Source organism: Mucilaginibacter sp. MD40 (genome assembly GCF_002288635.1).
In the GTDB taxonomy this organism is placed as follows: domain Bacteria; phylum Bacteroidota; class Bacteroidia; order Sphingobacteriales; family Sphingobacteriaceae; genus Mucilaginibacter.
In genome coordinates, this window is record NZ_NRSW01000001.1 from 115,974 (window position 1) to 136,790 (window position 20,817).

Annotated in this window: 18 protein-coding genes; 9 read left to right on the forward strand and 9 right to left on the reverse strand. The window is 43.4% G+C overall.

Going from position 1 to position 20,817, the window contains the following annotated elements; translation table 11 throughout:
- Nucleotides 1-44: 44 nt before the first annotated feature.
- From CKK33_RS00540 to CKK33_RS00560, 5 genes are read right to left on the reverse strand one after another with little or no spacing between them, the layout of a single operon-like run.
- The gene (locus tag CKK33_RS00540) at nucleotides 45-2,516 is read right to left on the reverse strand and encodes an ATP-dependent Clp protease ATP-binding subunit (protein ID WP_095702228.1); all 2,472 of its coding nucleotides are present in this window, start codon (nucleotides 2,514-2,516) and stop codon (nucleotides 45-47) included.
- A 10-nt stretch (nucleotides 2,517-2,526) separates the two neighbouring features.
- Complete coding sequence (tssR, locus tag CKK33_RS00545; RefSeq protein WP_095702229.1) at nucleotides 2,527-4,893, reverse strand: type VI secretion system protein TssR domain-containing protein; 2,367 nt, start codon at nucleotides 4,891-4,893, stop codon at nucleotides 2,527-2,529.
- A gap of 20 nt (nucleotides 4,894-4,913) precedes the next feature.
- On the reverse strand, nucleotides 4,914-5,879 hold the full coding sequence (locus CKK33_RS00550; RefSeq protein WP_095702230.1) for a PKD domain-containing protein: 966 nt from the start codon (nucleotides 5,877-5,879) through the stop codon (nucleotides 4,914-4,916).
- Nucleotides 5,880-5,917: 38 nt separating this feature from the next.
- Complete coding sequence (tssO, locus tag CKK33_RS00555) at nucleotides 5,918-6,403, reverse strand: type VI secretion system TssO (RefSeq protein WP_095702231.1); 486 nt, start codon at nucleotides 6,401-6,403, stop codon at nucleotides 5,918-5,920.
- Between the two features lie 4 nt (nucleotides 6,404-6,407).
- Nucleotides 6,408-6,926: a type VI secretion system TssO gene (locus CKK33_RS00560; protein WP_095702232.1), complete on the reverse strand. Its 519-nt coding sequence runs from the start codon at nucleotides 6,924-6,926 to the stop codon at nucleotides 6,408-6,410.
- Nucleotides 6,927-7,138: 212 nt separating this feature from the next.
- Between CKK33_RS00560 and CKK33_RS00565 the strand changes: the two genes are divergently transcribed.
- Together CKK33_RS00565 and CKK33_RS00570 are read left to right on the forward strand one after the other, a co-directional pair.
- Nucleotides 7,139-7,567: a GPW/gp25 family protein gene (locus CKK33_RS00565; RefSeq protein ID WP_095702233.1), complete on the forward strand. Its 429-nt coding sequence runs from the start codon at nucleotides 7,139-7,141 to the stop codon at nucleotides 7,565-7,567.
- Between the two features lie 4 nt (nucleotides 7,568-7,571).
- Entirely contained in the window at nucleotides 7,572-9,425 is a 1,854-nt protein-coding gene (locus CKK33_RS00570) for a type VI secretion system baseplate subunit TssF (RefSeq protein WP_095702234.1), read from the forward strand.
- Here CKK33_RS00570 and CKK33_RS00575 read toward each other — a convergent pair.
- A complete protein-coding gene (locus CKK33_RS00575; RefSeq protein WP_143822872.1) occupies nucleotides 9,418-10,356 on the reverse strand; it encodes a type VI secretion system baseplate subunit TssG in 939 nt (312 codons plus the stop codon). The genes CKK33_RS00570 and CKK33_RS00575 overlap by 8 nt on opposite strands.
- A gap of 111 nt (nucleotides 10,357-10,467) precedes the next feature.
- Here CKK33_RS00575 and CKK33_RS00580 point away from each other — a divergent pair, with 111 nt between their 5' ends.
- The 6 genes from CKK33_RS00580 (at nucleotide 10,468) to CKK33_RS00605 (ending at nucleotide 16,769) form a co-directional block, all read left to right on the forward strand.
- Complete coding sequence (locus CKK33_RS00580) at nucleotides 10,468-11,358, forward strand: TssN family type VI secretion system protein (protein ID WP_095702236.1); 891 nt, start codon at nucleotides 10,468-10,470, stop codon at nucleotides 11,356-11,358.
- An 18-nt stretch (nucleotides 11,359-11,376) separates the two neighbouring features.
- Nucleotides 11,377-12,522: a hypothetical protein gene (locus tag CKK33_RS00585; RefSeq protein ID WP_095702237.1), complete on the forward strand. Its 1,146-nt coding sequence runs from the start codon at nucleotides 11,377-11,379 to the stop codon at nucleotides 12,520-12,522.
- Between the two features lie 75 nt (nucleotides 12,523-12,597).
- Nucleotides 12,598-14,157 carry a hypothetical protein gene (locus CKK33_RS00590; protein WP_095702238.1) on the forward strand — a complete coding sequence of 520 codons (1,560 nt, stop codon included), beginning with the start codon at nucleotides 12,598-12,600 and terminating at the stop codon, nucleotides 14,155-14,157.
- 221 nt (nucleotides 14,158-14,378) lie between these two features.
- Nucleotides 14,379-14,933, forward strand: a complete 555-nt coding sequence (locus CKK33_RS00595) for a YeeE/YedE family protein (protein WP_095702239.1) — start codon at nucleotides 14,379-14,381, stop codon at nucleotides 14,931-14,933.
- A 1-nt stretch (nucleotide 14,934) separates the two neighbouring features.
- Nucleotides 14,935-15,348: a YeeE/YedE family protein gene (locus tag CKK33_RS00600; RefSeq protein ID WP_095702240.1), complete on the forward strand. Its 414-nt coding sequence runs from the start codon at nucleotides 14,935-14,937 to the stop codon at nucleotides 15,346-15,348.
- A 287-nt stretch (nucleotides 15,349-15,635) separates the two neighbouring features.
- Nucleotides 15,636-16,769, forward strand: coding sequence for a glycoside hydrolase family 76 protein (locus tag CKK33_RS00605; protein WP_095702241.1), 1,134 nt, complete (start codon nucleotides 15,636-15,638; stop codon nucleotides 16,767-16,769).
- Here the strand turns inward: CKK33_RS00605 and CKK33_RS00610 are convergent.
- Nucleotides 16,760-17,236, reverse strand: coding sequence for an MFS transporter (locus tag CKK33_RS00610; RefSeq protein ID WP_233138117.1), 477 nt, complete (start codon nucleotides 17,234-17,236; stop codon nucleotides 16,760-16,762). The two genes, CKK33_RS00605 and CKK33_RS00610, sit on opposite strands and share 10 nt — an antisense overlap.
- Nucleotides 17,237-17,383: 147 nt before the next feature.
- Between CKK33_RS00610 and CKK33_RS00615 the strand changes: the two genes are divergently transcribed.
- On the forward strand, nucleotides 17,384-18,094 hold the full coding sequence (locus CKK33_RS00615) for a DNA alkylation repair protein (protein ID WP_095702242.1): 711 nt from the start codon (nucleotides 17,384-17,386) through the stop codon (nucleotides 18,092-18,094).
- A gap of 61 nt (nucleotides 18,095-18,155) precedes the next feature.
- Here CKK33_RS00615 and aroC read toward each other — a convergent pair whose 3' ends face one another.
- Entirely contained in the window at nucleotides 18,156-19,247 is a 1,092-nt protein-coding gene (gene aroC, locus CKK33_RS00620; RefSeq protein ID WP_095702243.1) for a chorismate synthase, read from the reverse strand.
- Nucleotides 19,248-19,429: 182 nt separating this feature from the next.
- Nucleotides 19,430-20,767, reverse strand: coding sequence for a 3-phosphoshikimate 1-carboxyvinyltransferase (gene aroA, locus CKK33_RS00625; RefSeq protein WP_095702244.1), 1,338 nt, complete (start codon nucleotides 20,765-20,767; stop codon nucleotides 19,430-19,432).
- Nucleotides 20,768-20,817 lie beyond the last annotated feature (50 nt).

Consider the following 20,817-nt stretch of genomic DNA (forward strand, 5'->3'; position numbering starts at 1 on the left):
CTTAAAAATGTTTTGTAGCTTAAAAAGCATTAACTTATTAGCAATTAATTAATTGCCCAGGTCAATTCTTCCTTTTCGCCGTCTTTTCCAATGCTAATGGTGTGCCCCTTCTTTAACTCGCCAGAAATTATGTATCGTGATATCGGCCTGCGCAGGCGGTTACGTATCACACCCGATAATTGCCTGGCACCATATTTTGGCGTAAAGCCCCCTAAGGCCAGCATACTTTTCGCCTCTTCGCTAATGTCAAAACCAATACCCATCTTATCCAGGGCATCAGTAAGGCTTTTTAGCTGTATATCAAAGATCTTTACCACGTTAGCTTCAGATATGGGCGCAAAGGGAACGATCTCCGAAAGCCTTGCTAAAAATTCGGGCCTGAAATGCCCACCCATGATCTCCATTAATTGTGCGGAAGTAGGCATTTGCCCCTTTGTTAATTGATCTGCCACCCACTCGCTGCCAATGTTGGAGGTAAAAAGAACAAGGGCATTAGAAAAGTCGCCTTCTTTACCCAAGCGGTCATGAATATGGCCCTCGTCCAGTATCTGTAAAAAAATATCAAAAACAGATGGATGGGCTTTTTCAATCTCGTCAAATAACAAAACGGCATATGGCTGCTGCCTTATTTTGTTTACCAGCAACCCGCCTTCTTCGTAACCCACATAACCCGGAGGCGCCCCGTACAGCAGCGCTGCAGAGTGTTCTTCCTTAAACTCCGACATATCAAAACGGATCATGGCCTTTTCATCGTTAAATAAAAAGTCGGCTATGGATTTAGCCAGTTCCGTTTTACCTGTGCCTGTTGGCCCCAGTAAAAAGAATGATCCTATTGGCTGCCCTTTCTTATTCAAACCACTGCGTGATTCCAGTATGGCATCAGATACCGCTTTTAATGCCTGGTCCTGGCCTACCACGCGTTTTTTCAGGAAGCTTTCCATATTCAGCAACCGCTCTTTTTCCTGCGCCTGTATTTTGCCTATAGGTATACCGGTTTTGTGTGATACCACCGCAGCTATATCATGTTTATCTACAGTGCTTGTTTTTTCTTTGGCAAACTCCGCTAATGCAGGTAAGTTCTTCTCGAAGTAACTAATGTATTCATCAGAGTTCTCAAAGGTGTTTACCTGCGTTTCGTCTTCAAGTTTCCCCAATAACACAGCGCTGGTTTTATTTTGCATGAGGTTATACAGCCATTTATAATCGGCTACCGCGGCTGCCTCATCAGCTTTCAATTCGGCAAGCTTCTCTTTCAGTTCAACAAGTGTTTGGTCTGATGTATCATTCATCAACCTTATCGCAGCCATAGTGCGGTCCATCAGGTCAAATGCCGAATCCGGAAGGCGGCGATCTTTCATGTAGCGTTTGGCTAAACGCACGCAATCTTTTACAGCTTCGTTATCTATTTTTAGCCCGTGATGTTCCTCGTAATAAGGCACCAGCTTTTCCAGCATTTTTATGGCTGTATCTATATCCGGCTCGGCCACCTGCAGCACCTCAAACCTGCGGCTAAAAGCCTGTTCAGGTTCAATTATCTTCCGGTATTCCTCCATAGTGGTAGCGCCTATTACCGTAATTTCGCCACGCGCCAGCTCAGGCTTAAGCAAGTTACCTACGCCGCCGCCGATAGGCCCTTTGTTATCTAATAAGGTATGTATCTCGTCAATAAAAAGGATCGCTTTATCCTGCTGCTTTAATTCGCGTAAAATATTTTTGAGCCTGTCTTCTATCTCCCCTTTATATGACGCGCCTGCAATTAGTGAGCCCAGATCCAACTCAAATAAATTAACGCCCTGTAAGGATTGAGGCACTTTGTTCCCGATGATATCTAAAGCAAAACCATCTATAAGGGCCGTTTTACCAACCCCGGCATCTCCGGTAATAATTACGTTAGGTTTGGTACGCCTGCTGAGTATCTCCATGATCATGCGCGTTTCTTTATCGCGCCCAATGATGGGGTCTGTTTTTCCCTGGCGTGCCAGATCGGTACGGTCAATACAGTATTTTAAGAGGGCGTTACCACTTTTGGTGTTTCCGGCTGATGTTTCTTCAAAAGACGGTGCAGACACTGCCTGTTTTACATCTTCTTCATTGATATACATATCCAGTATATCTTTTTCTTTAACAGGAAATGATTTTAGCTGGCCCGCATCAAAACCAACATTTGGCTTGGCTAAGGCAACCAGTATGCAAACAGGGGTAATGGCATCAAGGCCAAGCTTTACACGAACGTTATCCGCTTCCTCAAAAACGGCCTTTACAGCATCGTTCCCAAGCATTTCATCAGGCACATGCATAGCCTGGGGATAATCCTCTATACGTACATCGGCCCAATCGCCTATGTAAGCAGCATCTTTCCCTATCGAGTTCAGAAAGTTTTTTAAACCCACTTCCTGATGCAACAAACCCTTTAAGAGGTGCGCGGGTCCAAATTCTTTGTGATGATATTCTTTGGCCAGCGATTGTGCCACCCTGACGGCCGTTTTAACCGATTCGCTTAAATTCAATACGCTCATATCGCTGTTGTTATTGCCAGTTTGCCTGTGTTACGTAGTAATATGTTTTTCCGTTTGATGTGAAACGCTGCTGCAATAGCGCCTGCTGTTTGATGGTATTACGGCACTTGATGAGATAAGCTATGTAAGCCTCAAACTGTGGCTGCGGCATATTGCTGGTGCTGCTGATATCGCGCACTTTATAATTACCCAGTTGCTTGCCGGCAGGTATCACCAGGCCGGTAACCTTTTGCAGATAATCTGATAAGAGTATATTTTTTATATCGCCATTGCTCATTTTAAGGCCCATATTCTTTTTAATGATATCCAAATAGTTCCGGCGCAGTTTACTGCGGAAATTACCTGCATCCTGCTCCAGGTTTTCGCCTATCATCATAGAGAGTATATCGTTCATTTGCTTATACTCGTCCTCGTTAAGGATGATCATGTACTGCAACTTATCGGGGTTACTGCTTACCATGTTTGCCGGGGCATTGGTGGTAAGGAAATATTTGAAGGCATTATGCGGCATATCGTCCCCAATGGTTGCAGGCGGCGAATTCAATTGCGATAACACTACAGGTGTAACATAACGGTACTCCCGGCCAGTGAGCCTGAAAACACTATCAAGCGATCGGGTTTGCATGCGGATATCTGTTTGCGTTTCCAGCATAAAGCGCTTTAAAGCCGCCTCCATAGCCTGATTAGTTTTCACACTCCCCTTTGGCGGAAACACTACCGCACCTTGGATCAAACTGTTTTTTGGAAAATCGAGATAAAAAGAGATGGAATCTGACAGGGATACGTTAAACTGCTGCGCATTGCTTAACCCTTCGCCAACTACCATACGGTTTTTCTTACGATCGGCCAGTAAGGCTGCCGATCCTGATACCAGCTTACGCGACTGGATAACGAAATCGTTATAGATAGAACTATAGTCGGCGTAAACCTGCATGGCAAGTATACGGGCGTCAGCAGAAGCGATATCTTCAGAAAGATCGGCTATTGTGCCGGCTGTGGCTTCTTCATTGCCGGTACTGCCTACCAATACTATCAAATTGGTTTCGTTTTTATGGTTGGCAAACATGCTAAGCGCGTTACGCAGCCCGTCAAATACAGGCTGGCTGTTTGCGGCCGACACACAATTAGCTGTAATAGCCGCTTGCTTTTCAAGGAAGCTGATAACCTTACGGTAATCGGTATTAAAATCCTGGCGCTCTACACCACCTTTTGAACAGTTGGTTTGGTTACGGTAAACCGCTACGCCATAGTTAATTTTGCGGCCGCGGTTATAGTTATCAAAAACATTTTCAAATGACTTTATGGAGCTGGTTATACCTGAAAAATAATTGCGCATGGATGAGCCACCATCAACCACAAATACCACGTTTATTTTACGGATATTTTTACGAATGGCCAGGTATTGCTTGTAGCTCAAATGCCCACCTTTAATATTAATGATGCTGTTGTTTGATTTATCGTAAACATCTGTGGCAATACCCAACTGCATAGGCGAACCGGCATTATAGCCCATTACGGGGATACTGCGCAATACAGGCTGGTCAGCATCAATCAATGGGTCAAAAGCAAAGCGCACGTTAGCCGATTGGCCGTTAGATTGCAAAGATTGGTTAATAACCGATGCCACGGAATCATCCGCGTCTACATCAAATGGTTTGGCCGAGCTTATGTAAAGCCTGTCGCCCCAGCCATGAACGGCATCAGATGGCACCCAGCCAAATACACTCTGTGCCGCGCTATCCACCACCAGTTGCGGGTTTGAACCTACGAGCAGCGTTTTACCATCAGCAGATTTTTTTAACACATAAATAAGCTGGTTTAAAGCTACTTTGGTTTTTTTATGCTCCAGCTCGGGTGAATTATACACCAATAAGGAGTCGGTACGGTCATAATATATATCCGGGTTGATCATCGGATTTTGTCCCGATATTATCGCGATAGCCTTCTCCGGATAACCGCTTGCCGGGCTTACATAGGCTGATTGCCACAGCAATAATTTATTCTTACTGATCCACCCGTAGCTTTGGGCTGCTTTTTTATTGATCAGCTTGCGGCCCTGTACCATGCCCGGCTGATATTTGATGAGTTTAACATAGCCGTTGCGTGATTCGCTCACATAAAACGGCTCCATAAACTTTATTTTTTTCATCACCAGTGAGCCTCCCGGTGCTGTAGTGGTAAAGTTCTCCTCACGATCCGAAAAAACGATCCACGGTAAGGCTGTTTTTTTGTTTTCGTCAAATACATTGGTTCTGTCGTTAGGTTTCTCAAAGGCAGCAGGCAGCGTAGCAACCTTTTTGCTTATTGACACCGGCGACTGCGCGTTTACAGCAACCGTAGCAACCATGAGCGAAAAAATGCATATTATGTTTTTCATGTTATGTTGGTAAAGGCTAATTATTTTGAACGTTTAATACCCGGGGTTGATGTTGTAGAATGCTGCTTAACAGTAAGCAAACTTGAGCAGGTTGACTTTGGCTTAAGCGTTATCTGCGCTTCATCAACATAAATACCACCGCCAAAAGTGAGGCGCATGCAATAAGAGTAAAAGTCGGTTTGCTTTTTATCACCGTTTGATTCGAGGTTCACCGTGATCTTCTCATCGCCGCAGAAATACTTATTTACCAGGTAATAGTAATGCGTGTTAAAATCGGCGCCGTTGGCAATAGCCTGCAGATGCGCGCGTATATCGTCTATCACACGCTGCTCACCCTCGCCTGGGGTAACCATTGTATTAAAAGTAGAATCGGGATTGGTGATCAGGATTTTGTGATAAGCCGGACGGGTACCTTTATCTGTATTTAATCGCACGAAATAAGTACCGGGGTTATGGTAGGTATAAAGCGCGGTAGGGCCTTTAACGTCAACCCGGCCGGTTTCTCCGAATGACCATTCGTAGATGCGCGCGTTCCCCTGCGCTTCAAGCCTTACTTCTTCGTTAACTATGCCCTGGGTTGGGCCGTTTATGGTAATAAGCGTATCGGCACTAACCGGCGCTAAGGCTACCTCCTTCACATCTACCGGAAACTGCTGCTGTAATTTACCGTCAACAGTTAGCCTTACTATATAGGCGCCGGGTTTGCTGTAATGGTAAGTCCCGTTTTGCTTGGTAGACCTTTCGCCGTTACCAAACTCCCAAAGCCAGCTTTTGGCATTTGGCGTGTTATCAGAGTAGATCAGGTCCTCGTTCAGCAGTATCTCGTCCTTCAGGATCCTGGCGTTCACGGTACGTTTCTCAAAAAGCGAACTCTTAAATAAAAAAATCAGCCCCGCCAACAGCAAAATACTGACTACAATATATAAGAAAATGTAGCCCTGCCTGTTAGTGCTTACTGATCTGCCATAATTTTGATCGTCTTGCATGTTTAGTGATAATTATTAAAGGATTGGGTTATGTATGTTTATCGCCTGCTGCTCATGCTTTGCTGCAGTTGCCGGCTTGATAGTTTGCAATCTTCTGATAGTTTGTTTAACCTGCTAATGTCATTGTAGTTACCCCGCAATTCCCGTTTGTCATAAAAAAGGTTCTCCTGTATTTTTGATGCGTAAACGAAAAATTTATACCTGTTGTCATACGACCGGGCATTGTAGAAAGACCGTATAGCAGATATAGAGTTCCTGATATCGTTTTCAAGAAACAGCGCCTGCACGTTGGGGTTAAATTTTACAATGCGGGCGTAACTTGTATCAATGGTAGGCTCAGCTTCCGCACAAACAGCTTCAAAACGCTCTTCTTCCTGCAGCCTCCTTGCAAAATCAGCCTTGGATATGTCACTACTGTCGCCATAATTATAAAATATAGCGGTACATAATATTGCGGCTGTAAAGACAAACAGGCTCAGAAAAAACAAAAACTTTTCCCTTTTTTCTTTTAAACTAAATTTCATAGGATTAACGGCCAAAACGCCCGCGGATACGGTTTACTGCCGATTGGTTTGACTTATTACAAGCCTCTACCTGCGAGCGTAAACTTTCTATCTGGAAGCGGGTGGTGAATAGTGAATCTTTAATATTTGCAGCGGTAGCTACATTATCGCTAAGTTTTTTATACAGATCAAAGCTTTTTAGTGGTACATGGTTATCCTGCAGCTTAGCTTGGATCTTCATGTTGCTTTCCTGTATATCATTCAAAATAAGGTTTTGATTATTAAGCTCCGTTGAATTCATTTTGGTGTATTGAGACAACTGCTGCATACGGAGCATAATAAGGTCAAAGTTGGCGTTGATATCAGTACGCATGGCCATCAACTTGTTTGACTGCTTTACTTTGGCGTTAAGCATAAGCACTTCGCGGTTGGCTGTCATGAAAAAGAAATACACGGCCATTACGCTGAAAAGCAAAAGAAAAGCGAAGTATGATAGGAATTTGATATAGGCCCTGCGCAACTCATTATTGTTGATCGGCTTCATCTCTGTGATTAAATTTTATGGTTAAGGATAAACTATGTCAATCAGCCTTCACTAAAGCATAAACTTTCTTACCTATGCTTAAAACAGTCCAATTATTTGCTTGTTGATAAATAGACTTTCACCCACACGACGGATATATAACCATTGACGAAAAAAATTGTTTACAGTGGATGAAAAATTAACCTTTAAGCTCTTTTTAAATCAACCAAGCTATGTCACTTTATAAAAAGCCATTGCTTTTTAACCAATTGTTACGAGGTCGGGATCTTGAAACTCAGGATCTGGGAGCTTCCATTTCCCAATATTTAGAGCTCATCATTTTTACACGTTTCGGCGAGCATCGTTTTAAGCCTGATTTTGGTTGTGAGATATGGGAGCTCGACTTTGAACTGATCGTTAGTGAAAGCACCTGGGAAGAAAAATTAAGGCAATCGCTACTTAAATCAATCACCACGCATGAGCATCGTATTTATGATGTAAACCTTGACGTGCGCATAAAAGAGGTTAATAAGTTTTACCCGCTGCGCAATATCAGCGAAATAAAAAAACGTGTAGAAATAGTAGTGACAGGCAGAATACAGCAAACGGGCGAAAACTACATGTTTTCTACAGCACTTTATCTAAACCCATTATCAACTTAACTTTATGAGCTCAATTTTCTATAACAGTAAGGAAGAGATACGAACCCGTATGTTGCGTAATGCAATGGACTTTTGGGGTAATACCAACGTAAACGACATGGACCCGTTGGTAAAATTGCTGATAGAGGCGCTTAGCACGGAAATATTTAACGTTTCAAACGATGTAAAAAATCTGGAGAACCGTGTGCTAAACAAAATATCACGCATACTTGCTTCAGACTATCTCACTTCGGCATTGCCTGCACACGCGGTTCTTAAAGGCCATCCAATAGAAAGCGGGGAAGTGCTTGGTACCAACAATCATTTCTTTTACCGCAAGCCTAACGCTAATGAAGGCTCAAAGCAAAAGCAGGACGATACGGATATTTTCTTTTCACCTGTTGGTAACATAAAGGTTTATGATGCCGGCATCAGGTACACGGCAAGTGGAAGGTACCTGTATGAGCATAATGATGGCTCACACAAAACCGTACTGCTAAATGCGCAGCAAAGCGCCGGCAACGAACCAAATACACTTTGGCTGGGTATTGAATGCAGCCAAAACTTAACAGACCTGCGTGATCTATCGCTGTTTTTTGAATGGCCCGACTATACAACAAGCGATGACCTGTACACGCTTTTATCAGTGGTAAAATGCTACACTAATGATAACAAGGATTTAGAATTGCTCAACGGATTAAAATACCAGGATGAGCAGGCTAAAGAGAATCGCCCGGTATTTTACGAGCAAAACATTATTAATTTGCTTACCCGTGATATTAAAGAATATTATAGCAAACGGTTCATCACGCTAACGGATGACCAGCTGGCGGATGTAAGCGCCATGAAAGCTGCCTACCCGCAGGTGTTTACCGGGATGTTTAATGCAGCAGACCTGGCACGTTTAAAACCCTGTGTTTGGTTAAAACTTACCTTCCCCGCCGCTATGCCTGCCGCTGCCATAGATGAGTTACAATTATCTTTAAATTGCTTCCCGGTGGTAAACCGCCGTTTATATGAGCAAAAATACCGGCTTAAGGATACCAATAACATTATCCCGATAAAGCCCGCCAATAGCGAACTGTTTTTATCTGTAAACAACTTGTTTGATGATAAAAACACGCATTATTCCGAGATACCTTATACACAGGCCGACCATAATTACGAGGGCAGTTACTCCATAAGAAATGGCGGGGCGGAAAGATTTGACTCCCGCAACGCGCACCAGCTTATTGAATATTTATTTGAACTGCTGCGTGATGAGAAAGCAGCATTTGCAAGTTATGGCAGCGACTTTTTGAGCAGCATGCTAAAAACCCTTGAACAAAACCTCGCATTGATAGAGCGTAAATCACGCGTTACTAAAGACAAGGCAGGAGCTTTTAACTACCTTATTATAAAACCGGCTAACAAGGCTACTATGTTGTACCTGCAATACTGGACAACACTGGCCGATGCCGCTAATAACATTCGCAGGGGTAGTAAGGTACAGCAATTTGAGATGCTGAAACTACGCGACGAAAGCTTACGACTAATGACCACTACTACAGGTGGCCGTAACAGCCTTGGCGCCACAGAACGTATACAGGCCTATAAGTACGGGCTAACAACAAAAGATAGAATTGTAACCCAGGCCGACCTGATCAGCTTTTGTTATTATGAACTTGGTAACAAGATAAATGATGTTAAAATTGGCAAAGGTGTGGTGGTGTCGCAAAACCCTAAAGAGGGTTTCCAGAAAACGGTTGACATCTATCTTAAACCTGTTGATAATCTTCGGTTATCTGCAGAAGAATGGGATACGCTGCTCGACCTGCTGAAAACTAAGCTGATCAACCGGAGTGTCATCAATTCCCATTATCGGTTTTTCCTTAATTAATGCCTAAGTACGTAGTTACGCCAAGGCAAGAGTTCTCCTCTTCTGGTCCCAGGGAAAGCTTCTGCGACTCGGGGCCTGCTAAATAATGGATATTGTAGGTGGTTTGCAGCGGGATGAAATAAGAGAGCAAAACCTCAAGTGCCCTGGCAGATCGCGTTCCCGGCAAAAAGCTGAGCATTTGTTTGGCATCAAGCGGGCCAATGGTGATAGACAATTCTTCTTCCGGCTCTTGAACAAAACCCGCAATGAAATTAACACCAAGTGTACCTTGCCCCAATTGGGTCTGCAATGCCTTAGCCGCTGATGACGGCTCTGCTTCCTTAATATGATATTGCAGCTTAAACGGCATCTGAAACATAATGCCTAACACATTGCTAATGAACGGCAAATTGTTTCTTTGCTCGTGTATTACCGGTAACACATGCATTAGCATTACCATTTGTTTGTTATCGAAACAATTAAACTCGCGCCACTCCGTCAGGAATATATTTACCAGTTCGTTATACTCGCTTTTCTTGTCCAGCCGGCTTTCGTATAATTCAACAATGGTCCTAACGTGGTAGAGTTCTGCTTCAAATGGGGCAAAAAAAGCACGCGCATGTTTTTCCTCCTCGCGGCGCGTAGCTATGTCTTTGATCATGCCTTCTTCGTCAAGCGATTCACTGGGCTGCGGAGGTGCATGAAAAAGCCCCTCGGGCAACATATCATACAGTCCTTCCCTGTTTATCCGTATGGATGTCATTTGCCTGTCGCGGTAAGCCGAGATATAAGAACCTAACTCCCTCACCTCTTTGGCATAGGCACGTTCCTCGGCGCCAGCCGGGAGTATAATTACCTTATCCGCGTCAACCTCACCCTGCTCAATAAGCTCAGCGGCAAGCGTAACGGCTTTAAAATCGGTGTTAAAACGGTTGGCTGATTTTGATGGCATAATGTCAATATTTAGGTTTCTTAAAACAATAACCACAATTATTGGTAATTGATTATACAAATTTCACTTTTTAATTTTTAGTGATTTTTCTGACCACAAGCCTATTACTATATGGACGTTAAATCGTTTTTTATAAGATATCTGCTTTTTCCCGTAATCGTTATCATCTCTACTACCGTGATGACGATCTTAAATAAGAAGAACAAGCTGCTCAACAACAAAAAGCTCATTGTAATTATGTTGCTTACCGGCATTGTTTTGGGCTTACCGGGCCTTCTTGGTTTTCTCGACCTGCAGTTTATGCCCTGGGGATATTTAGGGTGCTCTTTTTACTACCTGGTGGTGGGTACCATATTTGTGTGGCAGGCAGGTGTACATTATGAAGAAATGCTGCTGCAAAAACGGGGCTTCTTTTTTGTTTGTTGCCTTATAACATGCCTGTTAGGTATATTTTTATTTAAGCTCGGGTTTGATTGGCTAAATAACCTCGGATACGGCATCTGGGCTTCATCATCCGTACTGGTGTTTCTACTGCCCGTAATTTTCTGGTGGACATATATTGCCTTTTTAAATATCCCCATGGAGATATACAAAGTATGGCAGTACCCGCTTGTACCAGAAGACATCAGCATGGAGCATCTTGACTTTAATAAACTATTGGTTTTAGAAGTAAATATCTATAAATATACTACAGATGATGAGCCGCTAAAAGTAAAGGCCAAAGCCCCCCGAAACATGAATTTTGGCCTGTGGTTTCAAAAGTTCATTGATGATTATAACCTCAAGTTCCCTGATTCAAAAATTGAGTATTTAAATAATCAGGAGAGATATAAATGGATATTTTACGTTAAACCATCATTCTTTAAAGAACGCCAGTTTATTGATCCCGACCTGGATATTGAACAAAACCAGATCACGGAGCGGTTCCCCATATTTGCTAAAAGAGTTTCTGAAATAGTGAGCACTCCGGAAAAGGTGGGCGATCAGGCTGTTTATTTATAACGCTAAATTTGTAATGTAATGATTTTGCCATTGAAATACCGTGCTGTAAATTGGGTGGATGGGATGAAGATCTCCAGCGCTCATTTTGTGCAAACAGATAACTTTGTACAGGATATCATCAGAGATAGCAATTCACTTACGCTTAACTCCGTAAACTATGGTTTGCTACCGCCATTTAACGGCGAACAACGTTCTTTTGATATTCAGATAAACGAAAGGCCGGCCAATGGCATACAAATAAAAATAAAGCAATGCAATGCCATCACTGCTGAAGGCTACCGCATATTTATCCCTCCGGCTAATATGGGTGAGGAATTGGTATTTGACCATTATTTTAACACCGATCCGGGAAATGACGGAGCCGAGGTTTACTACATTATCCTGTCTGTAGATCCGCACCAGCGTGTAGCGACAGGTAAACCCAATGCCGAAGAATCTCCTTTACGCTACCCGGAAGTAGATAACTATTATGGCATTACCATTATACCGGCGTCGCAGCTAAATGCGCGCAATAACAACTACCTTGAGGTAGGAAAATTTACACGGAGCAGTACCGGCATAACGGTTATAAAAGATTATATACCACCATCAACCAGTATATTAAGCCATCCGGACCTTATCAGGTATTACGAGCATTTCAGCAACCAGCTAAATGAGTTTCAGCTGCTGTCTTTCCGTATCATAGATAAGATCACGTCGAAAGACAACATTTCTACCATCGGGAAAAACGTAAAAACCCTTTGCGATAAAATGCTGGATTTTATTGCCCGCATTTATTTCCCTTACCGCAATATCGTTCATCATCAACCGCCGTTGATAATGGTTGGCTACTTTTCTGAAATGGCCCATGTTTTTTTCAGTACCATAAAAAGTATAGCCGGTAACGAACGCGAAGAGTTATTAAAATACTTTTACGAATGGAAAGACGTTACCCCGGGCAACTTTGAAGAGTTACTGGCCCGCTTGATAGAGATTGTGTACAACCATCACGACATTAGCGCTGCCATGACCACTATTGATGAGTTTATACGCGTTTTAATTGCACTTTGGAATAAGCTAAGCACGCTGGAATACATAGGCCAGCGCAAAGAAAACATTGTGGTTGCCGAGCAACAGGTTGTGCAGGCGGTACAAGCCAAACGCACATGGACGCTGCTTGATTAAATCTAAATAGATTTGATACTTCTTTAGCTTGAAATATTTGAGGGTGACGTTCGTTAGAAACGTAATATCCTCAAAATGAAAAACGTTTTCTTATACCCGCTTTACCTGGTAACCTGGCTAATGCTATTTTGCCTGCCGCAATTTTCCAGCGCGTCCGACTTCCGGTTTCGTATTAAAAACGAAAATAAAAATAAGGTCGCAGTTTTTTATCGCCTCAAGGGGCACTCGGGTAATCTGAAAGTAAAAGCCATCTTCAGCCTTAAACCAGGCGAGGACCGCGAAAAAGAGATCGACATTAAAAAGGGAGATACCATTGCCTTTTACGGCCAGGATGCGGAAGACCAGCTTTCTGTATTAATTAAGAGGGATTATCAAACGCTTGAAACGCATAAGAAAGAAATTAATGATATCCCCATTATTGTACCCGAAAAAATAAACAGCTCTTTTGAGTCTTTAGAGGGGCTGAGCATAAAGCTGGAACATAACAAGGTGTTGAATTTCCTATTGAAAATGGATTCCACTTCCATGAGCAGTTTATCAATGGTGGAGAAGAATTTTCAAAGCGTATACCCACTCGGAACATTCATTTTTGTTGATACTAAAACAAACCGGTTACTACTACCACCGCTGGAACCGTCTTTCTGGAATAATAGTGAAAACTATCTGACCATTCAGGATAGCCTTTCTGCAATGGTCGATAAAGATAAAAGAGGGATGGCTAATACCCAGGTAGCCTTTTTTATTGCCAAAATGTTTGATTCACTCCGTGTAGACCACGCAGCACAATTACAATTCAAGGCCAAATTATCGCTCGTCCGCTGGAAACCTACCGCTGAAGCAAACATCTACCAAATATTTAACGATAAATCCTTTGTAGATTTTTTGCAGAATTGTTATGCGCAAATTGATAACCCGGATAAAGAATATCAGCGATACCGGCTCTATTTTCTATCATCATATGAACGCATTGATGACCTGGAGGTTTACGGAAGGCAATTTTACAACTTTGGGAATGAAACCGATCTTTCTTTTAGTACACCTTCAGAAATTGTAAATACTAATTTGGGCGTTATGTTCGCAAAAACAAAAACGCTTAGCAATTACTATTCAGTACAGGGAGCCGTTTTGCGTACCAAGGCCTATGATTTTACCGCGTTACTCTTTAATGGCTTTCAAACAAACGTTAAAAGAAAAATAGTTACCGAGGACAAGGCACTGCAAACAAGTATCAGCAACGATATTGTAAGTGAATACAAAAGCCTTGTAGCCTACAACCCCGACCCTCAACAGCTAATGCTGCAAGCTGTTGATTCCAATACAGCGGCTCCTCCTCTATTGTCAATCCGTACAACTTTAGGAGATCTGTCCGCGTATTCACCTATGGCGGCAGATACTTCCAAAACAGCTTCCTCTGCGCTAAACAATATTCGTATCAGCGCCTATAACAATAAGGCTAAAATCTTCAATTCGCATCTTAAAGAACTAAATCACTTATTTAAAGAATTTGACCAGGTAACTGCCGACTTAGATAAGATCTCTATGGCATCGCCGGAAAAAAGCTTTTCAAGCTCTGTAAATACACCGGGCCTGTTAAGTGAGATAGAGATCAATAGCCAGATCATTAAGAAAGAATAGATCAGGTAATAATCCTTCTTTATGTAATTAGTGTGTGAAAGGGTTTAGTGATTAATAATTACCGTAACTGCGCCTGCACACTGCATTGGGATCTAAGAACGATCACCTGAATACCATGTGCTTTAAACTATCACCTCCGGATACCAGTCAGCTGCATTAAAACCGCTGTAATTACTTCCTACCAACTATATTTGTTCTATACTCATTAACGCTGTTATTTTATGCTTCAATTACTCAGGCAACCCTGGCCCTGGTACACTTCGGGTACCGTTATAGCGGCTGTAATGGTTACCTTAATACTATTTGGTAAATCTTTTGGCTTTTCATCTAACCTGCGTACCATTTGCACCATGGTTGGCGCAGGGAAAAAAGTTGCTTTCTTTGATTTCAACTGGCGTTCGCAAAAATGGAACCTGTATTTTCTTGCAGGTGCTGTTATCGGCGGCTTTATAGCAGGTACATTCCTTAAAAACGGGCAACCGCTGCAATTATCTGCCGCTACCATCACAGATTTAAAAGCACTCGGCATCCGGTTTGACGGGCAGTTGGAACCCGGCCAATTATTTGGCCTGAAAGCATTAAACTTAAAAAACATACTGCTCATGCTTACAGGCGGCTTGCTTATTGGCTTCGGTACGCGTTATGCCGGAGGCTGCACTTCGGGCCATGCCATAAGCGGCTTATCAAACCTGCAGTTACCTTCGCTGGTGGCCGTGATCGGCTTCTTCGCTGGTGGCCTTATCATGACTCATTTATTATTCCCCCTCATCTTCTGATATGAAAGCACTAAGATTTATACTGGCGGGCATCGTCTTTGGTATCGTCATGATTAAGTCCGAAGCCGTGAGCTGGTACCGCATACAGGAAATGTTCCGCTTCCAATCGTTCCATATGTATGGTATCATTGGCACCGCGGTCATACTGGGCATTATAGCAGTTTATATCATCAAAAAACTAAAGCTACGTAACACCGAGGGCGAATTTATTAGCCTGCCGGACAAAGACAAGCAATGGACCAAGTACATACTTGGCGGGCTTATTTTCGGGTTAGGATGGGCACTTACCGGCGCGTGCCCCGGCCCCATGTTTGTTAGTATAGGTTATGGCTACGTGAGCATGATCATTGTTGTAGGAGGTGCCCTGCTTGGCACTTATATTTACGGTGTACTACGAAACAGATTACCTCACTAACTTACTGTAGTTAAAGTACTTTCAGAAACCATACAGATGAACAGAAGAGAGTTTACCCGGATAACTTCACTGGCAGCATTGATATTACCGCGACAAAATGGTTGGGGTTTAATTAATGATATTAATCAGCTTAACCCGCTGCTGTAAAAAAGCAATGTATAGCCGCCTTTAAAAGGTTTGAGCAGGTATGGAACTTTAACGATTTCTGGAAAAGAGGTAACACCTTTGACGCCTGCCTGGTATTTGCCGACGCGCTGCATAAAAAATGGCCTGGCGATAAAGACGTAATGGCTGTTTTAGAAAGTATTGACGGCATGCTGGAAGAAAATTACCGCTACTTTAAATCGTTCGATGCCGGAAAAATGTGGGCTGATGATTTTGGCTGGTGGGGTTTAATGGCCATTAATGCGCGTAAACATCTGTTGAGATCAGGAAACGAAGCACTGGCCGATAAATATACCAAACTGAGTATAGAATTGTGCTGGCAGCAGGAAAAAGAACACGCATACGATTTCTCTGACACCGCTAAACCAGTACCGCATGGTTGCCGGAACGGCGATGCTGACGGGCAGGACAAAGGCGTAAAAAACACGGTGACCAATGTACTGTTCTTCTTATTATCATGCCGTATTTACCGTTTGCTATCTATCGAAAAGCAAACCGGTAACGAACAATACCTGGAAATGGCTTACCGCCAATGGCTTTGGTTTGATAGCTGGTTTAAACTTACTGATTATGGTTACCTTCAACAATTAGGTAATGATGCCTTTTTAGTGCAGGAAAGGCCTACCGCGTTTTTCGATGGGTCGGACTATAAAGATACCACCCACCCAACATGGGAAAAAGGCTGGGTGTGGACCGGCGACCAGGGTATGTTAATGGCCGCGTTAACCGAACTGTTAACCATAAAAAATGATATTGCCGCATGGATAACGCGCACCCATTTTGATGCCGGGTTTAAATCGAATGTATTTGAAAATAGCATTAACCATTATCTCAAAAGCCTTGCGAAAGGTGTAAAGATGGGATTGACCGGCAATACGGATAACATTATCAGAGAAGCACCCTTTAAAGCCAATTTCGGGCCGGAGTTTGGAAACGATTATTTAGCCGGTCGTGGTATATTAATGCGTTACCTGGGCCAGTTTGGTAATAACGCAGGAAACGTTAATTTTAGCAAGAGTATTATAGCTACCGCTGCTGCTATCTGGCATACACGAGATGTTGTCACTAACCAGTTCTCACCGGAGTTTACCTCCATTGAAAGCGATGAATTGTATGCGCAGCAATACCGGAAATTAACCGGCTTAGGCGACCCTGCCATGGAGTGGCAGATACAGGCAATGAATGAACAGCAAAAATTTGGTGTATGCCAGTCCATCGGTTTGGATGCCTTTGGCGCCCTTATCAATCAATTATAACCGCAATTTCTTTTTAAATTGGTGGCTAACCTGTGCAGCGAATAGGAACGCGTTTTATTCTCAGGCGCGCTAAAGTGTGCAACAGCCATAGCGTTAGCTGGCCGGAATGCCTCGTTACAAAAGCTCAAAATAAACGTAGCTACTCCCAGGGATATAAAAGTGGTTTGATAGCCCACTATTATGAACATAACACCACCTGTGAGAAGGGCGACTGCCTGCATATCATAAAAGCCTATCCTGTCGCTCAGCCAGCCACCAACGTAAGCGCCCACTATTGAGCCTGCACCGAACAAGGCCATGATGTAGCCTGCCTGTGCCACTGTGAAATGCAACTGGTTAATACAGTATATGGTCATGAAAGGCACAACCATAGTACCGCTTCGGTTAATAAGCATTACAATACTGAGGTACCAATTGTAACGCGCAAGCCCGCTGTATGCTTTTTTATAAAGTTGGATTAAGGACACGATTAAGGAATTTAGATTGACAAAGCAAATACCGTAGACCCTGCCTCAGCAATAAAATTATTATATTTAATTGATTACAATGTTAATAAGGCTTGTTTACTTATTACATGAAATTGTATTCCTTTTTTAGTACTTAACCCAAGTGTCATGAATGTTAACGAAATTATGGCCGAACTTAAGGCAAAGGGTAGCGAAAGTATAAAGAAAACACTGTTGAAACATGGTGTTAAAGAGCCCTTTTTTGGCGTTAAAATCGAATATCTCAAACCCATACAGAAAAAAGTTAAAAAGGATTATAAGCTTGCTAAAGACCTTTTTGCCACAGGTAATGCCGATGCTATGTATTTGGCAGGGTTAATAGCTGACGATGCTCAAATGACCAAGGCAGACCTCCAAAACTGGGCTGAACTTGCTACATCAAATAATATAAGCGAGTATACCGTGCCCTGGGTAGCGGCAGGCAACCCACATGGCTTTGAACTGGCGCTGGAATGGATAGAAAGCCCGGTAGAGCATATAGCCGCCTGCGGATGGTCTGCTTTGAGCAATATTGTTACACTTTGGCCTGATAGTGAACTGGATATGGAAACACTACAACATCTGTTGAAGCAAACTGCAGAAAATATCCGTTCAGGCGATGCCAGGGTGATTTACCAGATGAATAACTTTATTATTTCGGTAGGGTCTTACGTATATACACTGGCAAATGAAGCTATGGACATTGCTAACCAAGTAGGCATGATTAATATTGAAAAGAACGGTACGGCATGTAAAGTGCCGGTAGCTGCAAATTACATTCAAAAAATATGGGATAAGCACGGAGGTGTAGCGCCAAAGAAAAAGGATGTTAAATGTTAACGCAAGTGTACCCGCTTACATCAATATAATTATCCTTTGTGCTTTAAACAGCTTTCCTATCTTATAGTTTTGATGTCCTGTCTCTCAACAAATGGTCGGCTAAAACTAAAGCGGCCATTGCTTCAACAATAGGCACCGCGCGTGGTACCACACAAGGGTCATGGCGCCCTTTGCCCGATATTTCTGCTGCATTGCCTTCGCCATCAATAGTTTGTTGGTTGTGCATAATGGTGGCCACAGGTTTAAAGGCAACTTTAAACTCGATAGGCATACCATTGCTGATACCGCCCTGTATACCACCGGAGAAGTTAGTACGGGTGGTTACTTTACCGCTTGCATCTTTCTGGAAAATATCGTTATGCTCAGATCCGCGCATTTCGCTGCCACTAAAACCCGAGCCGAACTCGAAGCCATGTACGGCATTGATGCTCAGCATAGCTTTTCCTAAGTCGGCATGTAGTTTATCAAAAACCGGCTCGCCTAAACCTACCGGGCAGTTTTTAATGTAACAGCTTACTTTGCCGCCAACGGTATCACCATCTTTGCGCACACCGTCAATAAAAGCGATCATTTCTTCGGCGGTGGCTGGGTCTGCACAACGTACAATGTTTTGTTCGCGCTGGGCAATAAAGTCATCGGCGTTGTCAATAAAAACGTTCGGCGCATCAATTTTACCTACACTGCTTACATGTGCAACAATCTCTATGCCCTGTGTTTTGAGTAACAATTTAGCCAAAGCACCGGCAGCTACACGTGCTGCTGTTTCGCGGGCGGATGAGCGGCCCCCACCACGATGATCGCGGATGCCGTATTTAGTAGCATAAGTATAATCCGCATGCGACGGGCGGAAAACATCTACATTGTGGCTGTAATCCTTTGAGCGTTGGTCCTCATTCGGGATGATCATAGCGATAGGTGTGCCTGTGGTTTTACCCTCAAATGTGCCTGAAAGTATTTTAACGGTATCGCTTTCCTTACGTTGTGTAGTGATCTTGGACTGGCCTGGTTTTCGCTTATCCAGTTCGCTCTGTATGTAATCCAAGTCAACGTCAACGCCTGCAGGGCAGCCGTCAATAATGACGCCGATAGCCTCGCCATGTGATTCGCCGAATGTGGTTATCCTGAATAATTGCCCAAATGAGTTGCCTGCCATAATGTATTAATGTGCAAATGTGCGGATATGCAAATGTGCAGATTGTTTTTAATTGATTTCTTAAGTGTTATTGCGAGCGTTAGCGCGGCAATCTCATATGACAAGCATGCTCGACCTGCTTATGAGATTGCCACGTCGTCCCGATAGCCATCGGGACTTCTCGCAACGACATAGTTTTTGTACTATGATAACGGCTCTGATTTAAACCCAACTTTTTCCAGGTCTGTCCAGAAAGCCGGATAGGATTTGTTTACCACTTCGGCATCTTCTACCTCCAACTCGGGTATCAGTATGGCCAGCGGTGCAAAGGCCATTGCCATACGGTGATCATCATACGTGCTGATGAACATGTGCTGTGGTAAGTTGCGTTCGCTGCAATCCAGTTTGTAAACCTGTCCTTTTTCTATCAGCTTAACACCCATTTTAGCCAGCTCGGTTTGCAAGGCCAATACCCGGTCGGTTTCCTTGATCTTTAAGGTTTCCAGGCCGGTAAATGTTGCCTCATGCCCCAAAGCTGCGCAAACCACAATAACGGTTTGGGCCAGATCAGGACATTCTTTCATATCAAATATTTTACGGGCAATAGGTTTAGCCTCTTTAGTAAGATAAACGCCCCCACCCTTAAATACAGATGTGATGCCGAAGTTAGCCATGATCTCGGTGATAACGCTATCGCCTTGCAGGCTGTAGGGCGTTAATCCCGGTAAAAAGAGTTCCGCCTCGTCACTTAGCGCCGCGATGGCATACCAGTAAGATGCCGCGCTCCAATCGGGCTCAACATAGAGGGTAGTTGGCGTAAAATCCTGTGGTTGTATGGTAATTACATTATCTGCCCAGCTATGCCTGATGCCGGTTTGGTTAAGCATGGCCAGCGTCATTTCCACATAGGGTTTGGAGGTTAGCTCACCTTCAATATGCAGTTCGAGGCCTTGCGATAATTTAGGAGCTATCAGTAAAAGCGCGGTAATATACTGGCTGCTAATATCGCCCTTTATCGTTATCGCGTTTGTTTGCTGTTCAAACCCGCTATGGATATGGATAGGGGGATAACCCTCGTTATTCACATAATCTATAGTGGCGCCCAGCTTGCGCATGGCATCAACCAATATGCCTATAGGCCGCTGCTGCATACGGGCAGAACCGGTTAGGGTAACATTTTTGTTAAGCAAAGGCAGGTATGCCGTAAGGAAACGCATGGCCGTACCGGCCGGGCCAACGTCCACCTGCCTGCCAGACTCAACTCCGGTAGTTAAAACGGGGCCACTTGTTGTTACCTTACCGTGTTCATCAATCTTACGCGTTTGAACAAATAGTTGCGGTGGTTCCATTTTCGTTGTATCAAGAATGGACTTGAGTGTAACCGCGTCAGCAGCGTCAGATATATTTTCAACTTTAACTTCACCATCGCTTAAGGCTTCCAGTATAAGGGCGCGGTTACACTCGCTTTTGGAGCCGGTGAGTTGTATAGTCCCTTTAGCTGTATTGCCTTGCTTGGTAAGTATGATGTTATGTTTTGCCATATTAGCCTCACCTAAATCCTCTCCAAAGGAGAGGACTTTTCGTGTTTTTA

Coding starts and splice junctions, on each gene's coding strand:
- CKK33_RS00580 (WP_095702236.1), top strand. CDS start 10,468: ATGGACGTTAAATCGTTTTTTATAAGATATCTGCTTTTTCCCGTAATC.
- CKK33_RS00565 (WP_095702233.1), top strand. CDS start 7,139: ATGTCACTTTATAAAAAGCCATTGCTTTTTAACCAATTGTTACGAGGT.
- CKK33_RS00575 (WP_143822872.1), bottom strand. CDS start 10,356: ATGCCATCAAAATCAGCCAACCGTTTTAACACCGATTTTAAAGCCGTT.
- tssR (WP_095702229.1), bottom strand. CDS start 4,893: ATGAAAAACATAATATGCATTTTTTCGCTCATGGTTGCTACGGTTGCT.
- CKK33_RS00605 (WP_095702241.1), top strand. CDS start 15,636: ATGGCTGTTTTAGAAAGTATTGACGGCATGCTGGAAGAAAATTACCGC.
- CKK33_RS00550 (WP_095702230.1), bottom strand. CDS start 5,879: ATGCAAGACGATCAAAATTATGGCAGATCAGTAAGCACTAACAGGCAG.
- aroC (WP_095702243.1), bottom strand. CDS start 19,247: ATGGCAGGCAACTCATTTGGGCAATTATTCAGGATAACCACATTCGGC.
- CKK33_RS00615 (WP_095702242.1), top strand. CDS start 17,384: ATGAATGTTAACGAAATTATGGCCGAACTTAAGGCAAAGGGTAGCGAA.
- CKK33_RS00590 (WP_095702238.1), top strand. CDS start 12,598: ATGAAAAACGTTTTCTTATACCCGCTTTACCTGGTAACCTGGCTAATG.
- CKK33_RS00585 (WP_095702237.1), top strand. CDS start 11,377: ATGATTTTGCCATTGAAATACCGTGCTGTAAATTGGGTGGATGGGATG.
- aroA (WP_095702244.1), bottom strand. CDS start 20,767: ATGGCAAAACATAACATCATACTTACCAAGCAAGGCAATACAGCTAAA.
- tssO (WP_095702231.1), bottom strand. CDS start 6,403: ATGAAATTTAGTTTAAAAGAAAAAAGGGAAAAGTTTTTGTTTTTTCTG.
- CKK33_RS00595 (WP_095702239.1), top strand. CDS start 14,379: ATGCTTCAATTACTCAGGCAACCCTGGCCCTGGTACACTTCGGGTACC.
- CKK33_RS00560 (WP_095702232.1), bottom strand. CDS start 6,926: ATGAAGCCGATCAACAATAATGAGTTGCGCAGGGCCTATATCAAATTC.
- CKK33_RS00570 (WP_095702234.1), top strand. CDS start 7,572: ATGAGCTCAATTTTCTATAACAGTAAGGAAGAGATACGAACCCGTATG.
- CKK33_RS00600 (WP_095702240.1), top strand. CDS start 14,935: ATGAAAGCACTAAGATTTATACTGGCGGGCATCGTCTTTGGTATCGTC.
- CKK33_RS00540 (WP_095702228.1), bottom strand. CDS start 2,516: ATGAGCGTATTGAATTTAAGCGAATCGGTTAAAACGGCCGTCAGGGTG.